The 21,187-nt window shown below is 64.7% G+C and carries 15 protein-coding genes; 8 read left to right on the top strand and 7 right to left on the bottom strand.

The window, feature by feature from the left end:
* Positions 1-72: 72 nt before the first annotated feature.
* Entirely contained in the window at positions 73-2,490 is a 2,418-nt protein-coding gene (locus tag K9F62_06570; GenBank protein ID UJX42332.1) for an AAA family ATPase, read from the bottom strand.
* 140 nt (positions 2,491-2,630) lie between these two features.
* On the opposite strand from K9F62_06570, the gene K9F62_06565 reads away from it, so the two are divergent.
* The gene (locus K9F62_06565; protein ID UJX43153.1) at positions 2,631-3,782 is read left to right on the top strand and encodes an acyltransferase; all 1,152 of its coding nucleotides are present in this window, start codon (positions 2,631-2,633) and stop codon (positions 3,780-3,782) included.
* 187 nt (positions 3,783-3,969) lie between these two features.
* Here the strand turns inward: K9F62_06565 and K9F62_06560 are convergent, their stop codons facing one another.
* The 4 genes from K9F62_06560 to K9F62_06545 form a co-directional block, all read right to left on the bottom strand.
* Positions 3,970-4,929, bottom strand: a complete 960-nt coding sequence (locus K9F62_06560) for an ABC transporter substrate-binding protein (GenBank protein UJX42331.1) — start codon at positions 4,927-4,929, stop codon at positions 3,970-3,972.
* Positions 4,930-5,095: 166 nt separating this feature from the next.
* The gene (gene betB, locus K9F62_06555; protein ID UJX42330.1) at positions 5,096-6,589 is read right to left on the bottom strand and encodes a betaine-aldehyde dehydrogenase; all 1,494 of its coding nucleotides are present in this window, start codon (positions 6,587-6,589) and stop codon (positions 5,096-5,098) included.
* 10 nt (positions 6,590-6,599) lie between these two features.
* Positions 6,600-8,264 (bottom strand): choline dehydrogenase, encoded by a 1,665-nt coding sequence (gene betA, locus K9F62_06550; protein ID UJX42329.1) that lies wholly within the window; start codon positions 8,262-8,264, stop codon positions 6,600-6,602.
* The gene (locus K9F62_06545; protein UJX43152.1) at positions 8,261-9,019 is read right to left on the bottom strand and encodes a GntR family transcriptional regulator; all 759 of its coding nucleotides are present in this window, start codon (positions 9,017-9,019) and stop codon (positions 8,261-8,263) included. Before K9F62_06545 ends, betA begins: the two co-directional genes overlap by 4 nt.
* Before the next feature lie 487 nt (positions 9,020-9,506).
* Here K9F62_06545 and K9F62_06540 point away from each other — a divergent pair, with 487 nt between their 5' ends.
* From K9F62_06540 to K9F62_06525, 4 genes are all read left to right on the top strand, one after another.
* Positions 9,507-10,637 carry a glutamate synthase gene (locus K9F62_06540; GenBank protein UJX42328.1) on the top strand — a complete coding sequence of 377 codons (1,131 nt, stop codon included), beginning with the start codon at positions 9,507-9,509 and terminating at the stop codon, positions 10,635-10,637.
* Positions 10,601-12,235 (top strand): 4Fe-4S binding protein, encoded by a 1,635-nt coding sequence (locus K9F62_06535; GenBank protein ID UJX42327.1) that lies wholly within the window; start codon positions 10,601-10,603, stop codon positions 12,233-12,235. Before K9F62_06540 ends, K9F62_06535 begins: the two co-directional genes overlap by 37 nt.
* Positions 12,236-12,284: 49 nt before the next feature.
* Complete coding sequence (locus tag K9F62_06530; GenBank protein ID UJX42326.1) at positions 12,285-14,615, top strand: FAD-dependent oxidoreductase; 2,331 nt, start codon at positions 12,285-12,287, stop codon at positions 14,613-14,615.
* A gap of 171 nt (positions 14,616-14,786) precedes the next feature.
* A complete protein-coding gene (locus tag K9F62_06525) occupies positions 14,787-15,440 on the top strand; it encodes a hypothetical protein (protein UJX42325.1) in 654 nt (217 codons plus the stop codon).
* A gap of 48 nt (positions 15,441-15,488) precedes the next feature.
* Here K9F62_06525 and K9F62_06520 read toward each other — a convergent pair whose 3' ends face one another.
* Positions 15,489-16,406, bottom strand: a complete 918-nt coding sequence (locus K9F62_06520) for a DMT family transporter (protein UJX42324.1) — start codon at positions 16,404-16,406, stop codon at positions 15,489-15,491.
* 56 nt (positions 16,407-16,462) lie between these two features.
* Positions 16,463-18,724, bottom strand: coding sequence for a type I DNA topoisomerase (topA, locus tag K9F62_06515; protein ID UJX42323.1), 2,262 nt, complete (start codon positions 18,722-18,724; stop codon positions 16,463-16,465).
* Between the two features lie 147 nt (positions 18,725-18,871).
* On the opposite strand from topA, the gene era reads away from it, so the two are divergent.
* The 3 genes from era to K9F62_06500 all read left to right on the top strand — a co-directional run bounded on the left by era (position 18,872) and on the right by K9F62_06500 (position 21,163).
* Positions 18,872-19,789: a GTPase Era gene (era, locus tag K9F62_06510; protein ID UJX42322.1), complete on the top strand. Its 918-nt coding sequence runs from the start codon at positions 18,872-18,874 to the stop codon at positions 19,787-19,789.
* An 80-nt stretch (positions 19,790-19,869) separates the two neighbouring features.
* On the top strand, positions 19,870-20,559 hold the full coding sequence (locus K9F62_06505) for a YggS family pyridoxal phosphate-dependent enzyme (protein ID UJX42321.1): 690 nt from the start codon (positions 19,870-19,872) through the stop codon (positions 20,557-20,559).
* Positions 20,560-20,590: 31 nt separating this feature from the next.
* Positions 20,591-21,163: a flagellar basal body-associated FliL family protein gene (locus K9F62_06500; GenBank protein UJX42320.1), complete on the top strand. Its 573-nt coding sequence runs from the start codon at positions 20,591-20,593 to the stop codon at positions 21,161-21,163.
* Positions 21,164-21,187: the final 24 nt, after the last annotated feature.

Below are 21,187 nucleotides of genomic sequence, written 5' to 3'. Positions count from 1 at the left end.
ATGATTGAAAAAGAGAAGTTGTGTTGTCGTCCTCTTTCCTAACCGGCGCACCCTTTCGCCAGAAAAACGCGTTCATCCCCGGTCGGGCGCCTGTCCGGGAAAACCCGGGGGGGCGCACCGGGCCAGCCTTGCCAGCCGCTCGTCCACCAGGGCGTAAAGGGTCTGGGGCGGGAACTTGCCGTCCGCGCCGCGCGTCCCGGCCGGCAAGCCGGTCAGGATCTCCATGGCCTCCTCGATGGTGGTCACCGGGAAAATGCGAAAAAGCCCCTGGTCCACGGCGTCCAGGATGTCGTCGTCGAGCATGAGGTTGACCACATTGTCCGCCGGCAAAAGCACCCCCTGCGCGCCGGTCAGGCCCCGGCGGCGGCAGACCGTGAAAAAGCCGCGAATCTTTTCGTTAAGCCCCCCCACGGCCAGGATGTCCCCGGACTGGGACACGGCCCCGGTCATGGCGTAGCACAACTTGATCGGCCGCTCGGCCAATGCCGAGAGCAGCGAGGCCAGTTCGGCCCCGGAGGCCGAATCGCCCTCCACCTCGGCATAGCTCTGCTCGAAGCACAGCGACCCGGTCATGACCAGCGCCTTGTCCTGGGCAAACCGGCCGAGCAGGTAGCTTTTTAAAATCATCATGCCCTTGGTGTGGATCGGCCCGCCAAGCTCGGCCTCGCGTTCGAGGTCGAGGATGCCGCCGTGGCCGACGCCGACCGTGCAGGCGATCTGGTGGGGCAGCCCAAAGGCGTAGTCGCCGTACATGCGCACCGAAAGCCCGTTGGCCCGGCCCACGGCCTCGCCGGTGGTCGAAACCTTGATCATCTCCCGGTCGTATTCCTCCAGGTAATCCTCTTCGTAGAGGTTGACCCGGAAATCGCGGGCCCGCCGGGCACGCTCCAGATGGGAGGCGGCGACCATGTCCGCCTTCTCGCCCCGGGCCAGGGCGGCGGCTTCGATCATGAGCTCCCGGGCCAGCGGAAGCTTGAGCGACAGCCTTTTCTGGTCCTCGGCCAGAAGCGAGCCGTATTCCACCAGCCTGGCCAGGGCCGAACGGTCGAATGGCGGCAGTTTCGCGTCCCGGATCACCCGGGCGGCCAGGGTCAGGTAGACAAGGATGTTTTCCGGCGTGCGCGGCATGGTCTCCTGGAGATGGGCCTTGAGCTTGAAAAGCTTGCCGAAACGCTCGTCGTTATAGAGCAGCAGTTCGTAGGCCTCGTCCGGGCCCACCAGCACCACTTTCAGGTCCAAGGGGATGGGCTCGGGTTCGATGGTGCGGGTGCGCACGTGCTCACCGCCCTCGGCCGGGTCCTCGACCCTGGCCTGTCCCGAGCGAAGCGCCCGCAAAAGCCCTTCCCAGGCCCCGACGTTGGCCGAGATGTCGTCCACCCGGATGATGAGGAAGCCGCCATTGGCCTTGTGCAGGGAGCCGGCCTTGATCAGCGTGAAATCGGTATAGAGCGCGCCCATTTCGGATTCGCGCTCAATGCAGCCCATGAGGTTGAAATAGGTGGGGTGGTCCTCGATGACCACCGGCGCGCCGGAGAGCTGGCCGTTGTCCACGAACAGGTTGGCTTCGTAGCGATAGAAGATGTCGTCGGGCAGGGGCGGCTCGCCATGGGAGGCCGGAGCCGGGGCGGGCTGGGCTCCGGGCATGAAGGCGTCGATGTTGTCCAGGATGTCGGCCCGCATGGCCTTGAGAAACGTGTCGATGGCCGGATGGGCGGCGCGCAGCTCGGCCAGGGGGGCCAGATGGGTGTCCGCCACCTCGCCGGCCGTGGTGCGCTCCAGGTCCTTTTCCCGATCCCGGTAGCCGCGCTCCTCCTTGGACAGGCGCCGCAGCACCGAGCCCATTTCCTCGAGCAGCCGGTCGCTTTTGGCCTTGAGCGTCTTTTTGAGCTCCGGGTCGAGGCGCTCGAACTCCTCGTCCGAAACCACCTTGCCCTCGAGCAGCGGATACAGGGTGAAGCCGCCCTGGTCGTCGATAAAAAGACTGTAGCCCTCGCCCTTGGCCCGCTCCTCCATCTCGTCGAGGACGGTTTCGCGGTCGGCGTTGTAGCCGCGCATAAGATTCTGCTTCTGGGTCTGGTAGGCCTCGCGCTCGAACCGGGCCGGGATCTCCTCGCGCATGTCGGTCACGGCCTTGGCCAGGGCGGTTTTGAAGCCCTTGCCCTGGCCGGGCGGCAACGAGATGGCGCGCGGGCGATCCGGGTCGTCGAAATTGTGGACGTAGAGCCAGTCCGGGGGCGTGGCCCCCTTGGCCGCCGCCGGGTCGAGAAAGGTGCGGGCGAAATGGGTGCGGCCCATGGAGGGCTCGCCGGCCAGATACACGTTATATTCCCGGCCGCCGATGGACAGAGCCAAATCCAGGGCGGCATGGGCCCGGGGCTGGGTTCTGGACAAGGCGTCGGGGGAATCGGGGATGTCCCGGCTGTCGGCGTAGGGCAGGCTATCCGGGGGACAAGCGGCACGAAGCATAGAGGCGCGAAGGATTTTCGTCATGGATACCATAGGGGCGATAGGCGTTATGGGAAAGGCGCCCGACCGGGCGCGGAGCTGCTTCCCCCTGATACGGGCTAACGAACGATTTGTCACCACCGCCGCCTTTGCAGGGGCCGGCGATTATGCTAGGGCCGCTGACCATGCAGCACGCCCACGGCAAGCCGCCGTTTCTGTCCGGGCTTGGCGGCTTTCGGGCCCTGGCCGTGCTGGCCGTCCTTGTCGGCCACGCCGCCTCCTGGCTGACGCCCCTGCCGGGATTGCCCGCCCTCCACGCGCCCCTGGCCCGGCTCACCCAGTGCGGGTTATCCGGCTTCTTCGTGCTGTCGGGCTTCGTGCTCCAATACAACTACGGTGCGCGCCCCATCACCGGCCTGCGGGGCCTGGGCCGCTTCGCCACGGCCCGGCTGGCCCGCATCCACCCGGTCTACCTACTGCTGCTCGCGGTCTCCCTGACCGACATTTTCATCCGCTTCGGCCGGCCCTGGGAAGTCCCCGGATTCTGCCAGAGCGTGCTGGCCGCGCTGACGCTGACCCAAAGCTGGTTTTTCGTGGCCGAGGCCCCGAGCGTCTATCCGCTGGCCTGGGCCGTCAGCACGGAAGTCTTTTTCTACCTGCTCTTTCCGATCCTGAGCCGGGGCGTGTCGGCCCTGGCCAGCCGGCGGGCGGCCTGCTGCGCGGGGCTTGTGGCCCTGGGCGCGATCGTCGGCCTCGACGCCAGCATCGGTGCACACTGGCCCGCGCTTTTCGCCTGGGCGCTTCGCGCCCATCCCGCCCTGGCCGGCGACCAGACGCGGCTGGCCGGGCTGCTGTTCGAGTGGCTGACCTACACCAGCCCGTATCTGCGCATCTTCGAATTCATCATCGGCATGGCCACGGCGCGACTGTTCGTCCTGGGCGCGCGACCGCCGGCCTGGCTTACCCCGGCCGCCGCAACGCTCCTCGCCATCCTGTTGTACGTTCCCGTGCCGGAGGACTGGTTTTTCTTCGCCATCCTCAAAAACAACGCCCTCTACGCCCCGTCCCTGGCCGCCCTGTGCCTGTCCCTGTCCGCCCGGCCCCCGGCCTTTGCCTCAAACCGCCTCATCAGCCACATCGCCGGGGCGAGCCTGTCCATCTACCTCGTGCAGCCCTTTGCCCTCGAGCCCTGGAAATACCTCTTCGCGGCGACCGGCCCGCTGTGGCCCGCCGCCGCCCTGGCCGGCATGGCCGCCACCATCGCCGCCGGCATCCTCCTGGCCCGCTTCGTGGAAGTCCCCGCCGCCCGGTGGATAGGAAGAGGAAGAGGAAAATGAGAAGCGTGCGAGAGGGGGACCCTTTTTGAAAAAAGGGTCCCCCTCTCGCGCTCTCCCCTCCCAAAAACTTCTAACGGTTACAGCATGTTATCTTTAACCATATGTAACCGGTAAAAGTCTTTGGAAAGGGGGTCCGGGGGGAGAACCTTTCTGCAAGAAAGGTTCTCCCCCCGGCTTCCTCTCCGCCTTAATGCACCTTGGCCAGGAAGGCCGTGACCACGGGCAGGGCCGGTTTGCCCTTCTTGGTGGTGACGCCGTCGAGCCATTTTTTCAGGATATCCGGGTTGGCCTTGAGCCACTTGAGCGCCGCGCGCCGGGGCTGTTCTTCTTTGCTGTTGTGCAGCGTGGTCATGATGGTGTTCATCATGGGGATGGGGAAAGTCAGGTTTTTAAGAAGCCTGGCCACGTTGGGGTACTGCTTGTCGAAGCCCTTGCGGATGTTGGTGTAGACGTTTGCGGTGCCGTTGTCGGGGCCGAAGGTCGCGTCGGTGGAGCCGGTCAGGTACTTCATGTCGATGGTCTCGTTCATGCTGTGGGGCGACCAGCCGAGAAAGACGATCCACTGTTTTTTCCTGGCAAAGGCCTGCACCTGGCCGAGCATGCCCGCCTCGCTCGACGACACGAGCTTGAAATCCCCCAGGTCGAACATGTTCTTGTCGATCATGCCCTGGATGATCTCATTGCCGTCGTTGCCTTCCTCGATGCCGTAGATCTTGTGGTCCAGCTTGTCGGCGTATTTATGGATGTCGGAAAAATCCTTGAGACCGGCTTCGTACTCGTAGGTGGGCACGGCCAGGGTGTATTTGGCCCCGGCCATGTTCTCGCAGTATTTGATGACCGAGCCGTCCTTGAAATATTTCTCCGCGATGGTGGCCATGGACGGCATCCAGTTGCCGAGAAACACGTCCGCCTCGCCCGTGGACATGGCCTTGTAGGCCAGCGGCACGGACACCATGAGGTTGCGGGCCTTGTAGCCGAGCACATCCAGAATCTTGACCGCAAGCTCGGTTTTGATGGTCACGCCCGTCCAGCTCACGCTGGCGAAGGTGATCTCGCCGGACTTGGCCAACGCCGGCCCGGCCATCAGCGCCACAGACAACGCCAAACACAGGCCCAAAACCGCTTTCCTGGTTACCAATCGAAGCATTCGACCTCCTTGAGTTGAGGTGGTGGGAGCTTGGGGTGGGCGAGAGGGGAACCCTTTTTGAAAAAAGGGTTCCCCTCTCGCGCTCTCCCCTCCCCAAAACTTTTAACGGTGACAATCTGTTATCGCTAAAAGTCTTGGGAAAGGGGGTCCGGGGGGAAACCTTTCTTCAGAAAGGTTTCCCCCCGGTTGCACCAAACCACGCAACCGCCTTCGGCGCGTGGTTCTGGTAGACGTGCTTGACCTCCTGGTATTCTTCCAGGCCGATGCGGCCGAGTTCGCGGCCAAGTCCGGACTGCTTGTAGCCGCCCCAGGGGGCCTGGGTGAAATACACGTTGAAGTCGTTGACCCAGACCGTGCCGAACCGGAGTTTGCGCGAAACCCGGGCGATGCGGTCCGGGTCGCGGGTCCAGAACCCGGCCGACAGACCATAGATGGTGCTGTTGGCGCGGCTTATCGCCTCGTCCTCGGTCTTGAAGCGTTCCACGGTGATGACCGGACCGAATACTTCTTCCTGGACCACGCGCATGGCGTTTTCGCAACCCGTAAAAAGCGTGGGCAGGTAGAAATAGCCGGCGGCCAGGGCCGGATCGTCGGGGCGCGCTCCGCCGCAGACGAGCCTAGCCCCTTCCTTTCGGGCGATTTCCACGTAGCCTTCCACCTTGTCCCGGTGGGCGGCGGAAATTAGCGGCCCCATCTCCGTGCCCTCGTCAAGGCCGCTGCCCAGGCGGATAGTGCGGATGCGTTCGGCCAGGGCCGCGACAAAGGCGTCGTGGATGCCGTCCTGGAGCATGAGCCGCGCCCCGGCCGAGCAGATCTGGCCGGCGTGGAAGAAGACGGCGTTCAGGGCGTAGTCCACGGCCACGTCGAAGTCGGCGTCGTCGAAGACGATGTTGGGATTCTTGCCGCCCAGTTCCAGGGCGACCTTTTTCACGTTGCCGGCGGCCGCCCGCATGATGGATTTGCCGGTGACGATGCCGCCGGTGAAGGAGATCAGATCCACGTCCGGGTTGGCCGCGAGCTCCGCTCCGACCGGATCGCCCGGGCCGGTTACGATATTGAAGACGCCGGCCGGAAATCCGACCTCCTCGGCCAGTTCGGTGACGCGCAGGGTGGTCAGGGGCGTAAGCTCGCTCGGCTTGACCACGATGGCGCAGCCGGCGGCCAGGGCCGGGGCCATCTTCCAGGCGGCCTGGAGCAGCGGATAATTCCAGGGCGATATCTGGCCGCACACGCCCACGGGCTCGCGCACGAGCAGGCTTGTGGAATCCGGGTTGGGTGAGGCGATGACCTCGCCGCCCTCCTTGTCGGCCAACCCGCCGAAGTAGCGGAAGATACCGGCGATGTCGGCCATGTCCCAGCGCGATTCCTCCAGCGTCTTGCCGGTGTCGAGGGTCTCCAGTTCGGCCAGTTCCTCGGCGTGTTCCTCGATCAGGTCGCCGAGGCGTCGCACCATGGCCCCGCGTTTGGGGGCCGGCACGTCGGACCAGACGCCGGCATCGAAGGCCCGGCGGGCGGCGGCGATGGCGGCCAGCGTATCCTCGCGGCCGGCATCGGCCACCCGGGCCAACGTCTCGCCCGTGGCCGGGTTGACGGTCGGGCGCGTGGCCCCGGAGGCGGCCGGTCGCCAGACACCGTCGATAAAGAGCGTGTCGCGAACCATATCCGCCTCCTTAGATGGCGTCCGAGGGGGACGCGGTTGCGGGTTCGTGGCGGTAAAACGGCCGCGACGACGGCTCGGGCGGCGTGTTGCCGAGGATGGCGTCGGCGGCCTTTTCGGCCAGCATGAGCACCGGAGCGTAGATGTTGCCGTTGGTGATGGAAGGCATGACCGAGGCGTCCACCACGCGGAGCCCGCGCAGACCATGGACGCGCAGCGCCCCGTCGGTGACGGCCATGGGGTCGCTGCCCATCTTGCACGTGCAACTCGGATGGTAGGCGCTCTCCCCTTCCCGGGCCACGAAATCGAGAATCTGCTCGTCGGTCGCAACATCCGCGCCCGGGGCCAGTTCGTCGCCCCGGAAGGGGTCGAAGGCCGGCTGGGTGAGGATGTTTCTGGCGCACCGGATGGCCTCGACCCATTCCTTGCGCTCCTTTTCCGTGGACAGGTAATTGAAGAGGATGCTCGGATAGACGGCCGGGTCGTGGGAGGTGATCTTCACGCGACCGCGCACGTCGGTGTTCATGGGGCCGATGTGGACCTGGTAGCCGTGGCCGGCGGCCGGGGCCGAGCCGTCGTAGCGGATGGCGATGGGCAGGAAGTGGAACTGGAGATTGGGGTGGCTGACCTCGTCGTTGCCGCGAATGAAGCCGCCGGCCTCGAAGTGGTTGGTCGCGCCGATGCCCTTGCGCAAAAAGAGCCATTCCAGGCCGATCTTGGGCTGGTTCCACCATTTGAGCGACGGGAACATGCTGACCGGCTGTTTGCAGGCGTACTGGACATAGAGTTCCAGATGGTCCTGGAGGTTTTCGCCCACGCCCGGCAGATCGGCCACCGGCGTGATGCCGAGCGAGGCGATCTCGTCGGCGTTGCCCACGCCCGAAAGCTGGAGCAGTTGCGGGGAATTGATGGCCCCGCCGCAGCAGATGACCTCCCCGCCCTTGGCCACGCGGAGCTTTTTACCCCGGCGATATTCCACGCCCACGGCCCGGTCGCCCTCGAACAGGATGCGGTTGGCCGTGGCCCGGGTCACGATGTCCAGGTTCTCGCGGTTCTTGATGGGATGGAGGTAGGCCCGGGCGGCGTTGTGGCGGCGGCCGCGATAGGTAGTGCGGTCGAAGCGGCCGAAGCCCTCCTGGCGCTCGCCGTTGACGTCGTCGGTCAGGTTGTAGCCGGCTTCCACCGTGGCCTTGAAAAAAGCGTCGAAAAGCGGGTTGTCGCACTCGGGCGTGGTCAGGGCCAGGGGGCCGCCCACGCCGTGGTAGCCGTCCGCTCCGGCGAGACGCGTCTCCACGCGCTGGAAATAGGGCAGGACATGGGCGTAGTCCCAGTCCGCAAGGCCCTCGTGCGCCGCCCAGTTCTCGAAGTCCCGGGCGTTGCCCCGGATGTAGATCATGCCGTTGATGCAGCTCGATCCGCCAAGGACCTTGCCGCGCGGCTGGTAGATGCGCCGGCCGTGCATGTGCGGCTCGGGGTCGGATTCGTACCACCAGTTGTAGGTCTTGCCGGCCAGCGGATAGGTCAGGGCGGCGGGCATGTGGATGCGGAAATCGAGCCGGCGGTCCCAGGGTCCGGCCTCGAGGACCAGGACCTTGTGCTTGGGATTGGCGCTTAAGCGGTTGGCCAGGACGCACCCGGCCGAACCGCCGCCGATAATGATGAAATCATAATGCTTCATGTCTGCTCCTTATCTTTGCGGTCCGCGTCGCTGGAGCCGCTTTTTCCAAGCCGGCGGCGCAGCCAGGCGTAATGCAGGGAAACGTGGGACAGGGCGGCCAGGGGCTCCCGCTCGGCAATGGCCCGGGCGGTGTCGCGCCAGTTGGCCACGGTGCGCTCCCGGCAGTCCGGGTCCTCGTAAAGGGCCATGTCCAGGGAACTGAACCCGAGCTGCACCGCGCGCATGACCCACTCGAAGACCGGGTTGTCGGCCATGCGGGCCAGCGCCAGGTTGCACTCGCGGTCGTGCTCGGCCACCAGGTCGAGGTCCGGGGCGTCGCCTCCGGCCGCCGCGGCCAGGGCGTCGGCCAGGGCGGTCAGCTCCAGCGTGTCCGCCTGCGTGGCCCGGGCCACGGCCATGACGATGAGCGCCCGGTCCACGGCCTCGCGAAATTCGATCAACCGGGCCGGCGACACCTGGCGCTGCTTGAGGAACAGGGCCAGGGATTCGCTGACGTTGTCCACGCCAACGGCCTTGACGTAGGCCCCGCCGTGGGCCCCCTTTCGGATCTCGAGCAGGCCCTTTTGCTTGAGCGCCCGCAAGGCCTCGCGCACCACGCCGCGCGAGGTGCGAAACTGGGCCTGCAACTCGCGCTCGCTCGGCAGGCTCTGCCCCGGCACGATGGACCCGTCCGTGATGGCGGCCTCGATTTGCAGGGCCACGTCCTCGCTGGCCCGACCGGGCCGGGCCGGGGAAAACAGGGTGGCGGCTTCCAGGGATGGCATCTTTAATGGTCCTACCTTAATCACGAAGTATTGCGCTAAAAACCCATAAAAAGACTTGTTATGGGTATGAAAGCGGCAATTGGTAGGACCTTTGGTAAGCAGGGGCTGGGGCGCTTGTCAAGCCGGCGGCGTTTGACGCAGGCCGTTTCGATCTTATTATCCTAAACTGGGCGCCTGGGCCGGGATTGGCCGCGGCCCGCGCCGTGACGGATGGGACGGCGCATGCCCCCGGAAGAGCGCCTTGGCGGACCGAAGATTCGTCGGCGTGATCGCGATGGCGGCGCACGCCGCCCGGTCGAACTTTTCAAAAAAGGCGAAAGGTCACGGGGGTATTGCTTTTGTATGAAATAATCTTCCGCCGGAAATTATTTACATTTTTCGCAAGAAGTCCCTCTTTTTTATTTTTTGCTTTACGATGCCCTATTTTGTCACTATGAAAAAACCCCCCTCAAATAGATAGCGTTATTCGGAGTAGACCATGTGCCGCTTATTCGCCCTCAGCAGCCGGGACCCCGTGTCCCCCATGCGCGCCATCGAGGCCCTCAATGTCATGAAGGAAGGACACGACGGCTCCGGCGTCGGCCTGTTTCTGCATGATCTGGGCGGTCCTTTCGGCGAGATGAAGGACGCGCCGATCCTCTCCGGCATTTTCACGGACGACGGATTAAAGCGCCTCGACGCCTTCATGGATGAACGGGGCTTCGTCACCAAGTCCACCCTTGTGCTCGACCCCAAGACCAAGGTTCCGGCCGGCACCCCGGTACGCGGGACCTACATGGCCCGGGCCTACGAGGTCCCGGCCGACCTCAAAGGCAAGGATCAGGCCGAGCGCGAACTGACCTATATGACCCTGCGCGTGGCGCTTCGCCTCATGGGCGAGGGAAAGGAAGACATCCGCGTCTTTTCGTTCTGGCCCGACACCATCATGGTCAAGGAAGTCGGCGATCCCCTGACCGTGGCCGAATACCTCGGCCTCGACCGGCCGGAGCTTTTCTGCCGCCGCATCCTGGCCCAGGGCCGCCAGAACACCAACTACGCCATCAATCTCTACGCCTGCCACCCGTTCTTCCTGCAGGGCGTCTGCACCATGACCAACGGCGAGAACACGGCCTTTATTCCCATCAAGGAATACCTGCTCTCGCGCGGGTTTCCCGGCTATATGGGCTATCAGTCCGACTCGGAAGTCTTCGCCCATATCATGCATTTCACGCTCAAGCGCCTTGGCCTTGGCATCGAATACTACAAGCACGTCATCACGCCGCTGTCCAACGCCGAGATGGAAGGCCATCCGGACCGCGAACTGCTCGCCCGCATCAAGCAGACCTGCCGCAAGCTCATCATCGACGGGCCCAATTGCGTCATCGGCTGCCTGCCCGAGGGAACCATGTTCATGGTCCAGGACCGCAAGAAGCTGCGCCCCGGCGTGGTTGGCGGCAAGGACGGCATGTTTGCCTTTTCCTCGGAAATCTGCGGCCTCGACGCGGCCATCCCCGATCGCGACGAGCACGCCGATTTTCAACCCATGCACCTGGATACGGCCATCGTGCGCCCCGAATGCCAAGAGGTCACCATATGCAATCAGCTCCAATCCTTACCCCGTCCACACTAAGCGTCAACGACCTGCCCTGGCAGGTGGACTGGGACATACACACCTGCACCCTGTGCGGGCGCTGCACCTCCGTGTGCCCGGTAAGCGCCATCGAACTCGGCGTGTTCCGCAAGCGCACCGTCGAGGCCACCCTGGCTTTGCAGAAAAAGCCCACCAACAACTATTCCATTTATTACGGCATCCGCCAGCGCACCGATCCGGCCTACCGCTGCATCGGCTGCGCCATGTGCAACATGGTATGCCCCAATAACGCCATCACCCCGCGCCTGCGCCCCGAAGCCACCACGCTCAAGTTCCACAACAATCGTGGCGGCCAGGCCCGCACCCGGGGCGGTCGGCGCAACGACTCCGGCAGCCTGCTCGACCAGATCAAGTTCATCCGCATCTCCATGCTCACCGACCCGGCCCTGGACGCCGGCCGGCACGAGTTCGAGCTGCGCACCCTGCTCGGCCGGGTGCAGCCGCCCGAGGAAGGCCTCCACGCCCTGGAAGAGCACGCCTGGGTGCCGGCGGTGCGCGAGATCTATCCGCTGATGATCGGCTCCATGTCCTTCGGCGCGCTCTCCCCCAACATGTGGGAAGGGCTGATCATGGGCGTCACCTACTTAAACGAGGAACTGAACATGCCGGTGCGCATGTGCACGGGCGAGGGCGGCTGTCCGCCGCGCCTTCTGCGCTCCCGCTTCCTCAAGTACGTGGTGCTCCAGATCGCCTCGGGCTACTTCGGCTGGGACGAGATCATTAAGGCCCTGCCGGACATGAAAGAGGACCCCTGCGCCATCGAGATCAAGTACGGCCAGGGCGCCAAGCCCGGCGACGGCGGGCTGCTCATGTGGTACAAGGTCAACAAGCTCATCGCCGCCATCCGCGGCGTGCCCCAGGGCGTGTCCCTGCCGAGCCCGCCCACCCACCAGACCCAGTATTCCATCGAGGAGTCCGTGGCCAAGATGATCCAGTCCATGTCCATGGCCTGGGGATTCCGCGTGCCGGTCTACCCGAAGATTTCCGGCACCACCTCGTCCACGGCGGTGCTCAACAACCTCATCCGCAACCCCTACGCGGCCGGGCTCGCCATCGACGGCGAGGACGGCGGCACGGGCGCGGCCTACAACGTCTCCATGAACCACATGGGGCACCCCATCGCCACCAACCTGCGCGACTGCTATGAAGACCTGTGCACCGCCGGCAAGCAGAACGAGATTCCGCTGATCGCCGGAGGCGGCATCGGCAAGAACGGCAACCTGGCCGCCAACGCCGCCGCGCTGATCATGCTCGGCGCCAGCGCCGTGCAGTCCGGCAAGTACATGATGCAGGCCGCCGCCGGCTGCCTGGGCTCCGAACACGACCGTTGCAACGTATGCAACATCGGCGTGTGCCCCAAGGGCATCACCTCCCAGGACCCCCGCCTGTACCGGCGGCTGGACCCGGAAAAGGTGGCCGAGCGTCTGGTCGACGTGTTCCTCTCCTTCGACACCGAACTGCGCAAGATCGTCGCCCCGCTCGGACGTTCCACGTCGCTGCCCATCGGCATGTCCGACGCGCTCGGCATAAGCGATTACCACGCGGCCCAGCGCCTCAAGATCAAGTACGTGGTCTAGCGGCGGCCCGGCGAAAAAGAACCCCAGCAGCAGCAAGGCAGCAACGCACATGGCACAGCAAAGCGTCACCATACACGGCATCGAAAACGGCCACCGGGTGGACTCCCGCATCCTCGAGGAACGCATCCAGCGGGCCGTGACCCAGGGCGCCCGCGACCTTCTCGTCGAGGCCGACGGCCAGCACGGCATCGGCGGCCGGCTTTTCGTCTCCCGCGACGAACCCGTCACCGTGCGCATCACCGGCGCACCCGGCCAGCGCACCGGCTCCATGGGCTTCCCGGGCACGAAGATCATCATCGACGCCCCGACCTCGGACGACATCGGCTGGCTCAACGCCGGCGCCGAGATCACGGTGCTCGGCAACGCCGGCAACGGCGCGGCCAACGGCATGGCCCAGGGCAAGGTCATGGTCGCCGGCAACCTCGGCGCGCGCGGCATGACCATGACCAAGCGCAACCCCAAGTACGCGGCCCCGGAAATGTGGGTGCTTGGGAGCGTTGGCGACTATTTCGCCGAATTCATGGCCGGCGGAACGGCGGTGGTCTGCGGCCACGAGCCCCAGAATCCGGACAACGTGCTCGGCTACCGTCCGTGCGTGGGCATGGTCGGCGGCCAGATCTTCTTTCGCGGCCCGCACAAGGGCTTTTCCCTGGCCGACGCCAAGCTCGTGCCCATCGACGACGCGGCCTATGCCTGGCTCACCGAGAACCTGCGCTCCTACCTCGAGGCCATCGGCCAGTCCGCGCTCTTCGACACCCTGTCGGCGCGCGACGACTGGCAGTGCATCGCCGCCCGCACCCCCTACGAAAAAACCGGCAAGACCCGCCGTTCCATGGCCGATTTCCGCGCCAACGTCTGGGATGCGGAGCTCGGCAAGGGCGGGCTTATCGGCGACCTGGATACCAGCGACAGAACCCCCATTCCGCTGATCGTCAACGGCGAGCTGCGCCGTTTCGTGCCGGTCTGGGAAAACAAAAAATACCTTTCGCCCTGCCAGGCCAGCTGCCCCACCGGCATCCCGGTGCAGCAGCGCTGGCAGCTGGTGCGCGACGGGCTCATGGACGAAGCCATGGACCTGGCGCTCGCCTACACGCCCTTCCCGGCCACGGTCTGCGGCTATCTGTGCCCGAACCTGTGCATGCAGGGCTGTACGCGCAATATCGGCCACCTGACGCCGCTTGATACCGCCATGCTCGGCAAGGCCAACGTCAAGGCCGGCCACATGCCCAAGCTCCCGCCCCTTTCCGGCAAGCGGGTGGCCGTCATCGGCGGCGGCCCGGCCGGCATGTCCGTGGCCTGGCAGCTCCGGCTGGCCGGCCATGAAGCCGTGATCTACGACCTCGAGGAAAAGCTCGGCGGCAAGATCTCGGCGGCCATTCCGTCCAGCCGCATCCCCAAGGACGTGCTGGAGGCCGAAATCGCGCGGGCCCAGGAAGTGCTGCCGCACATCCAGCTCAAAAAGGCGCTGGCCAAGGACGAGTTCGCCCAGATCGTCACGGACTACGACTTCACGGTGCTGGCCGTCGGGGCCAACAAGCCCCGCATGCTGCCCGTTCCCGGCAAGGAGCTGGCCACCCCGGCGCTGACCTTCCTCAAGGCCGCCAAGAAGGGCACGGCCAAGGTCGGCAAGACCGTGGTCATCATCGGCGCCGGCAACGTGGGCTGCGACGTGGCCACCGAGGCCGCCCGCCTGGGGGCCGAGTCCATCACCCTCATCGACATCCAGACCCCGGCCTCTTTCGGCAAGGAACGCAAGGATGCCGAGGCCGCTGGCGCCAAGTTCAAGTGGCCCTGCTTCACCAAGGAAATCACGGCCGCGGGCGTGACCTTGCAATCCGGTGAAGTGATCCCGGCCGACACCGTCATCCTGTCGGTCGGCGACGTCCCGGACCTGGAGTTTTTGGACGACACCATCGCCACCGAGCGCGGCCATGTGAAGGTCAACGGCATCAACCAGACCACCAATCCCAAGGTGTTCGCCATCGGCGACATCGTGAAACCGGGCCTGCTTACCCAGGCCATCGGCATGGGCCGCGACGCGGCCAAGGCCATCGAGGACATCTTCGCCGGCAAGCGGCCGGTGGAGGACACGCGCAAGATGATCGACTACAAGCGGGCCAAGCTCGAGTATTTCGATCCGCGCATCATGGAGTTCAACGACCTGAATTCCTGCGCCAGCCAGTGCTCCTCCTGCGGGGCCTGCCGCGACTGCGGGCTGTGCGAGACCATCTGCCCGACCGGGGCCATCTCGCGCAAGCAGCTGGGCGGCAAGGAATTCGAGATGGTGTCCGACCCAGACAAGTGCATCGGTTGCGGCTTTTGCGGCAACGCCTGCCCCTGCGGCGTCTGGACCCTGGTGGAGAATACGCCGCTGGTGTAGCCGGGAATACGCCTTCGTCGACCAGGGGGGCGTTGCCCTCCTGACCCCAGCATATTGCTTAGACAGCAAAAGCGAAGCGGGCCGTCTCGGATGAGGCGGCCCGCTTTACTTTGTACGGGAGAATATGGCAGTCGGCGAGTGAAAAAAATATCTATCCTCTATTCAAAGATCGTGTGTCCACTGAATCACTCATCTCGCCCCTTGCGCGACAAAGCCATACGCCGTTGCAAGCAGGCGCTTATCTGGACACTTTGCGTCGAAGGCCTCACTTGGCCGTTCGACTATTACGAATTCATCATCTTTTCGTATCTGCCGCCGGCATTCTACGACTGGGGGCCATCTTTTCTTACCGTCATCGTCATCGCCACGGAACTCTACAGCATCTACCTTCCTATCCGCTATTTTCGAACAGCACACCTTCGCTCGCTCTACCCTTTTTGCATCGTTTTCCTTGCCCACTGTATCGTAAACCACACCGATCCGGTCCTCACCAATATCCGTTCCTACCACGAGTTCTGGAAAAAAGAGCGAGAATACGTCGCGACATCCTACTGTGCCGGAAAACTGCCCCTGGAACGAGGCGATTGCGAGCGCTGCGTACAGCTGCCGCGAAAGTGGCAGGCGCTTTCGCTTATGAGCGACCATGTGGATATCGAATGCGACACCATGCGGCCGCAGGCGCTTTTCTACACGCGATGGGGATTTTTCAGCTACTGGGAAGCGCTTCTGTATCGTTTCGACGGCAGCTACCCCGACGATCCGGTCATCCTCAGATCATACAAGATAACGCGGCTCGACGACCATTGGTTCTATATCGTGCATTGATGCGCCCGGCCGCATGAAACCGGGGCAAGGCAGGGCGTGGGCCGTGCGCTATGACGCGGCCCGGCGCAACCGCGGCCGCACCCGCCAGGTGGCGATCACGATGCCGCAGGCGATGCAGACGCCGCCGGCCACATGAAAGGGCGCGATGCGCTCGTCAAGCACGAACGCCGCCTCCACGGCGGTAAAAAGCGGCAGGGAGTAGTAGACGAGGCCGGCCAGCACCGGACCGACAGCCGTTATGGCCTTGGTCCAGAGGAGATAGGCGGCAAAAGAGCAGCCGATGCCGACGTAGAGGACGCCGCCCACCACCTGGGCGCTGACCTCCGGTGACGGCAGAAGGGCCATCTCCCAGGCAAGCCCCGGCAGGGACAGCAAAAGCCCCCACGCGAAGGTGGCGGCGTTGAACCCCTCCAGGGACACATCGGCCGGCCGGTAGCGCGTGCAAAAGGAATACACGCCGAAACAGACCACGCCGGCAAGGGCCCATAAGTCCCCGGCGGCAAAGCGCACCCGGGCCAGCGCCTGCCAGTCGCCCCGGGAAAAAAGAATCAGCACGCCCGAAAGCACCACCAGCACCCCGGCCAGCCGGCGGGGAGTGATGGGTTCTTCGTGAAAAATCCGGGACAGGATGATGATGGTGATGGGGGCCGTCGGCACGAGCAGGGCCATGTTGAGGCTGGCCGTGGTCTGGGCGGCCTTGTAGACGAAGGTATTGAGCGCCGTGACGCCGAGCAGGCCCATGAGGGCCATGTAGCCCCAACTGCGGCGCATGCCCGGCCAGTCGGCCTTAAGCTTCGGCAGGGCCAGGGGCAGCAGGCAAGCAAGCGCCACCAGCCAGCGCCAGAAATTGAGCGTGAAGGGCGGGATGTCGTGGGCGATGCCCCGGGCGGCCACAAAGTTGCCGGACCAGAGCACGGTGGCGCCCAGGGCGGCCAGGATGCCGACCAAACGGGGGGTGACGGGCATAACGACTTCCCGGGCCGCCGGTCAGGGACCGGCCGGCGGCACACGCACAGGGCCGGCTATTCCCCGTCCTCGTCCTTTTTTTCCGCAACCGAGCGCCGGTAGCGGCAGCCCCGGTTGGGACAGGCGATCACCTCGCCGTCGCGGGTCTTCTTGCGCACCAGGATCTTGGAGTCGCACTGGGGACAAGGCTCGTTGACCGGCCAGTCCCAGACCGCGAAATCGCACTGGGGATAATGGTCGCAGGCATAAAACACCTTGCCGCGCTTGGAGCTTTTCTCCACGAGCATGCCCTCGCATCCCTCGCGGGGACAGGGCACGCCGGTGGAAAAGGGCTTGGCGTACTTGCACTCCGGCCAGCCGGTGCAGGCGATAAACCGGCTGCCGGTGCGGGATTTCTTGATGGCCAGCGGCTTGCCGCACTGGGGGCACTCGCCGACGGAAACCACTTCCTCGGGCTTGCGTTCCCGGGGAACGACCGCGCCGTCCGGAGCCCGGTCGAACTCCTTGGTGTTCTTGCAGTCCGGATAGCCCGAGCAGCCCAGGAATTCGCCGGCCTTGCCGAAGCGGATGACCATGGGCTTGCCGCACAGCTCGCACTTGATGTCGGTTTCCTTGCCGGCCTTGACCTTGGCCATGTCCTTGGCCGCCTTGGCCAGGGTCGGATTGAAGTCGCTGGTGAAGTCCTTGAGAAGACTCACCCAATCGCCCCGGCCCTCGGCCACGGCGTCGAGGGCTTCCTCCATGCCGGCCGTGAAACCCACGTCCATGATCTTGACGAAATGCTCGGCGAGCAAATCCGAAACCGTCTCGCCAAGCTCGGAGGGCACGAAATGCTTCTCCTCGAGCCGGGCATAGTCGCGGTCGAGCAGGGTCGAAATGATGGCCGCGTAGGTCGAGGGACGGCCGATGCCCTTTTCCTCGAGCTCGCGCACCAGCGAGGCTTCGGTGTAGCGCGGCGGCGGCTGGGTGAACTTCTGGTCCTTCTTGAGCTCAAGGAGCGTCAGTTCCTGATCCTTGGTCAGCGGCGGCAGGGTCTTGGCCGCATCCCCGGCCTCCTGGCCGTAGACCTTGAGGTAGCCCGGGAAAATAAGCCGCTCGCCCTTGGCCTTGAACAGCGCCGGCCCGGCCGCGATGTCGGCGGCGGTGTCCCAGAAGCGCGCCTCGCTCATCTGCGACGCCACGAACCGCTCCCAGATGAGCTTGTAGAGCGAAAAGAGGTCCTTGGGCAAAAGCGTCTTGACCTCGGCCGGAGTCAGCGTCACGTCGATGGGCCGGATGGCCTCGTGGGCGTCCTGGGCCCCGGCCTTGGTCCGGAAGTGACGGGCCTTTTCCGGGTAATAGTCCGGGCCAAGGGTGGAGGTAATGAATTCCTTGGCCGCGTCCCGGGCCTCGTCGGCGATGCGCGTGGAATCGGTACGCATGTAGGTGATAAGCGCCACCGTGCCCCGCTCGCCGAGATCCAGGCCCTCGTAGAGTTTCTGGGCCGCGCCCATGGTGCGCTTGGCCGAGTAGCCCAGCCGCTGGTTGGCGGCCTGTTGCAGGGTGGAGGTGATAAAGGGCGGGGGCGGGGATTTCTTGCGTTCCTTTTCGGTCACCGCGGCAACGACGAAGGGATTGCCCGTGATCGCGGCCTCGGCCTCCTCGGCCGCCTCGCGGCTGCCGATCTCGACCTTCTTGCCCTTGTACTTGGCCAATTCGGCCTCGAATTCGGGCGGCGTATCCCCGGCCAGCCGGGCCTTGAACACCCAGTACTCGACCGGATCGAAGGCGCGGCGCTCCTTTTCGCGGTCGACCACGAGCCGCAGGGCCACGGACTGCACCCGGCCGGCGGAGATGCCGCTTTTGACCTTCTGCCACAGGATGGGCGACACCTTGTAGCCGACCAGCCGGTCGAGAATCCGGCGGGCCTGTTGGGAGAGAAAAAGTTTTTCGTTGATGTCGCGGGGGTGGGCCAGGGCCTCGCGCACGGCCCGGGCCGTGATCTCGTTGAACTGGATGCGATGGATGGGCGCGCCCGCATCCTTTAATATCTCGGCCACGTGCCAGGCGATGGCCTCGCCTTCGCGGTCCGGGTCCGGTGCAAGATAGATGGTCTTGGCGGAGGCGGCCGCTTCCTTGAGTCTGGAAACAACCTTCTGTTTGCCTGGAATGATTTGATATTGCGGCGCGAAATCTTCCGTTTCATCCACCCCCAGTTTTTTGGAGGGCAGATCGCGCACGTGGCCCACCGAGGCTTCCACGGCATAGGCATTGCCGAGAAACTTCTTGATGGTTTTCACCTTGGCCGGCGACTCGACGATAATAAGGTCCTTTCCCATGGCAGGCGTGCTATAGCCACCCCAAGGTGGCAACGCAAGGGTTGCCGTTTGTTTCCTTGCGGGCTACTCGTTGTTTTTTATTGGGCCCGTATGACTTTTTAACAAATTAAACAGCGGTTGCCACCGGAACCGCGCCTGGAGACGTCCTTGGAGCAAGCCCAACGTTTCGGCCATGTGGTCATGCTTGGACCGACCAACGCCGGCAAGTCCACCCTGCTCAACCGCCTGATCGGGCAGAAGGTGTCCATTGTTTCGCCCAAGCCCCAGACCACCCGCAACAGCATAAGCGGCATCCTGACCGAAGGCGGCGCCCAGGCCGTGCTTCTGGACACGCCGGGGCTGCACCGTCAGAAACGCGGCATCGCCCCGCTTTTGCTGCGCAGCGCCTACGCGGCCCTTGGCCAGGCCGACGTGGTGCTGGTGCTGCTCGACGGCGCCCGCTACGCCCGGGACCTCGAGGCCATGCGCGACGACCTGCGCTCCATCGTCAAGGCGGTGGAAAGCATCAACATACCGGTCGTCGTGGCGCTCAACAAATCCGATGCCGTGAAAGATAAGGCCCGCATGCTGCCGGTGCTGCAGGCCCTTGGCGAAGCGCTGCCCGCGGCCGAGCTTTTTCCGGTCAGCGCCTTGAAGGGACAGGGCGTGGACACGCTCCTGGCCGCCCTTTTCGCCCGCCTGCCCGAGGGGCCGCACCAATACGACCCGGACGAGATTTCCACGGCCCCGGTGCGCTTTCTGGCCGGGGAGATCGTGCGCGAGAAGCTCTTTTTGGCTCTTGGCGAGGAACTCCCCTACTCCACGGCCGTGACCGTGGACAACTGGGACGAAAAGAGCAAACCCGGACTGACCAAGATCCAGGCCACCATCCTGGTCGGCCGGGAGAGCCACAAGCCCATGGTCATCGGCAAGGGCGGCGAGCGCATCAAGGATATCGGGTCCAAGGCCCGGACCGAGATCGAGGAAATGCTCGGGGCCAAGGTGTTTTTGGAGTTGTGGGTCAAGGTGCGGCCGAACTGGGACCTGGACCCGGCTTTGCTGCGCGAACTGGGCCTTGGGGAATAGGCTGCCGCGCCGTTTTACATCGCCCGCCCGGGCGGGTAGGGTCGGGCAATCGAAAAGTGACGGAAGTCGGAGACAGGCTGGTGGAAACGCAAGCGGCCAAACATCTGGCCCAGGTACAAGAGCGCATTGCCCGCGCCTGCGCGGTCTGCGGCCGGGACCCGGCCACGGTGACCCTCGTTGCGGTGTCAAAGCTGCACGACGTCACGGAAGTGGCGGCCATGGCCGCCTGCGGACAGCGGATCTTCGGGGAATCCTACATCCAGGAGGCGCTGCCCAAGATGGAGGCCGCCCCGGCCGGACTCGTCTGGCACTTCATCGGCCATTTGCAGCGCAACAAGGCCAAGCTGGCCGTGGGCCGCTTCGCCCTCATCCACACGGTGGACAACCTGGATCTGGCAGGAATATTGCAAAAAAAGACCGCGGCATCAGGCCTGACCCAGGACATCTGCCTGCAGGTCAACGTGGCCGGGGAAGCGCAGAAGTCCGGCATCGACCCGGAGCACCTGCCGGAACTGGCCGAGGCCGTGGCCGCCATGGGCGCCCTTCGCCTGACGGGACTTATGGTCATCCCGCCGGTCTTTGACGATCCGGAAGGCGCCAGGCCCGTTTTCGCCCGGTTGCGCGGGCTTCGCGACGCGCTGGCCGCGCGCCTGGGGCTGCCGCTTCCGGTCCTGTCCATGGGCATGAGCGGCGACCTGGAGGCCGCCGTCATGGAAGGGGCCACCCACGTGCGCGTGGGCACGGATCTGTTCGGCCCGAGACAGCGATAAGGCGTTAGGTTTTTGACGCCGGGAGACGCACATGGCAGACGCGCCCGAAGAGCCTGAAGGCAAGAAGAAATCCAGTTTTCTCAAATACATCATTCTGGTGCTGCTGCTGCTTGTGCTCGCCGGCGGCGGCTACTTCGCCTATCTCAAATTTTTCGCGGCCAAGCCGCCGACAACGGCGGAACAGACCAAGGAGCAGGCCACGGCCGAGGAAAAGAAGGCCGAGGAACAACACGCCCCGGCCGATGAGAAAAAAGCCGAGGGCGGCCATGGCGAAGCGAAAAAAGGCGGCCATGGGGGCAAAGAAGCCCCGTCCAACCTCGTGCCCCTGCCGGCGTTCGTGGTCAACCTGGCCGACCCCAATGCCCGGCGGTACCTCAAGATCGTGCTCAGCGTGGAGATGACCGGCAACCCGGAACTGCTGGAAGCCAACCAGGCCAAGATCCGCGACGCGCTGCTGATGCTTTTGTCCACCAAGACCTCCCAGGATTTGAGTACGCTCGAGGGCAAGATCCTGCTGCGCAAGGAGATCGTGGACCGCCTCAACCAGGCGATCGGCCAGGCCAAGGTGGCCCGGGTCTATTTCACGGACTTCGTCATTCAATAGCGCGTCGCCGCGCGAGGGATTTCC

This window comes from Desulfovibrio sp. JY (assembly GCA_021730285.1).
In the GTDB taxonomy this organism is placed as follows: Bacteria; Desulfobacterota; Desulfovibrionia; order Desulfovibrionales; family Desulfovibrionaceae; genus Solidesulfovibrio.
Note: the sequence above shows the minus strand (reverse complement) of the source record. Positions and strands in the feature narration are given on the sequence as shown.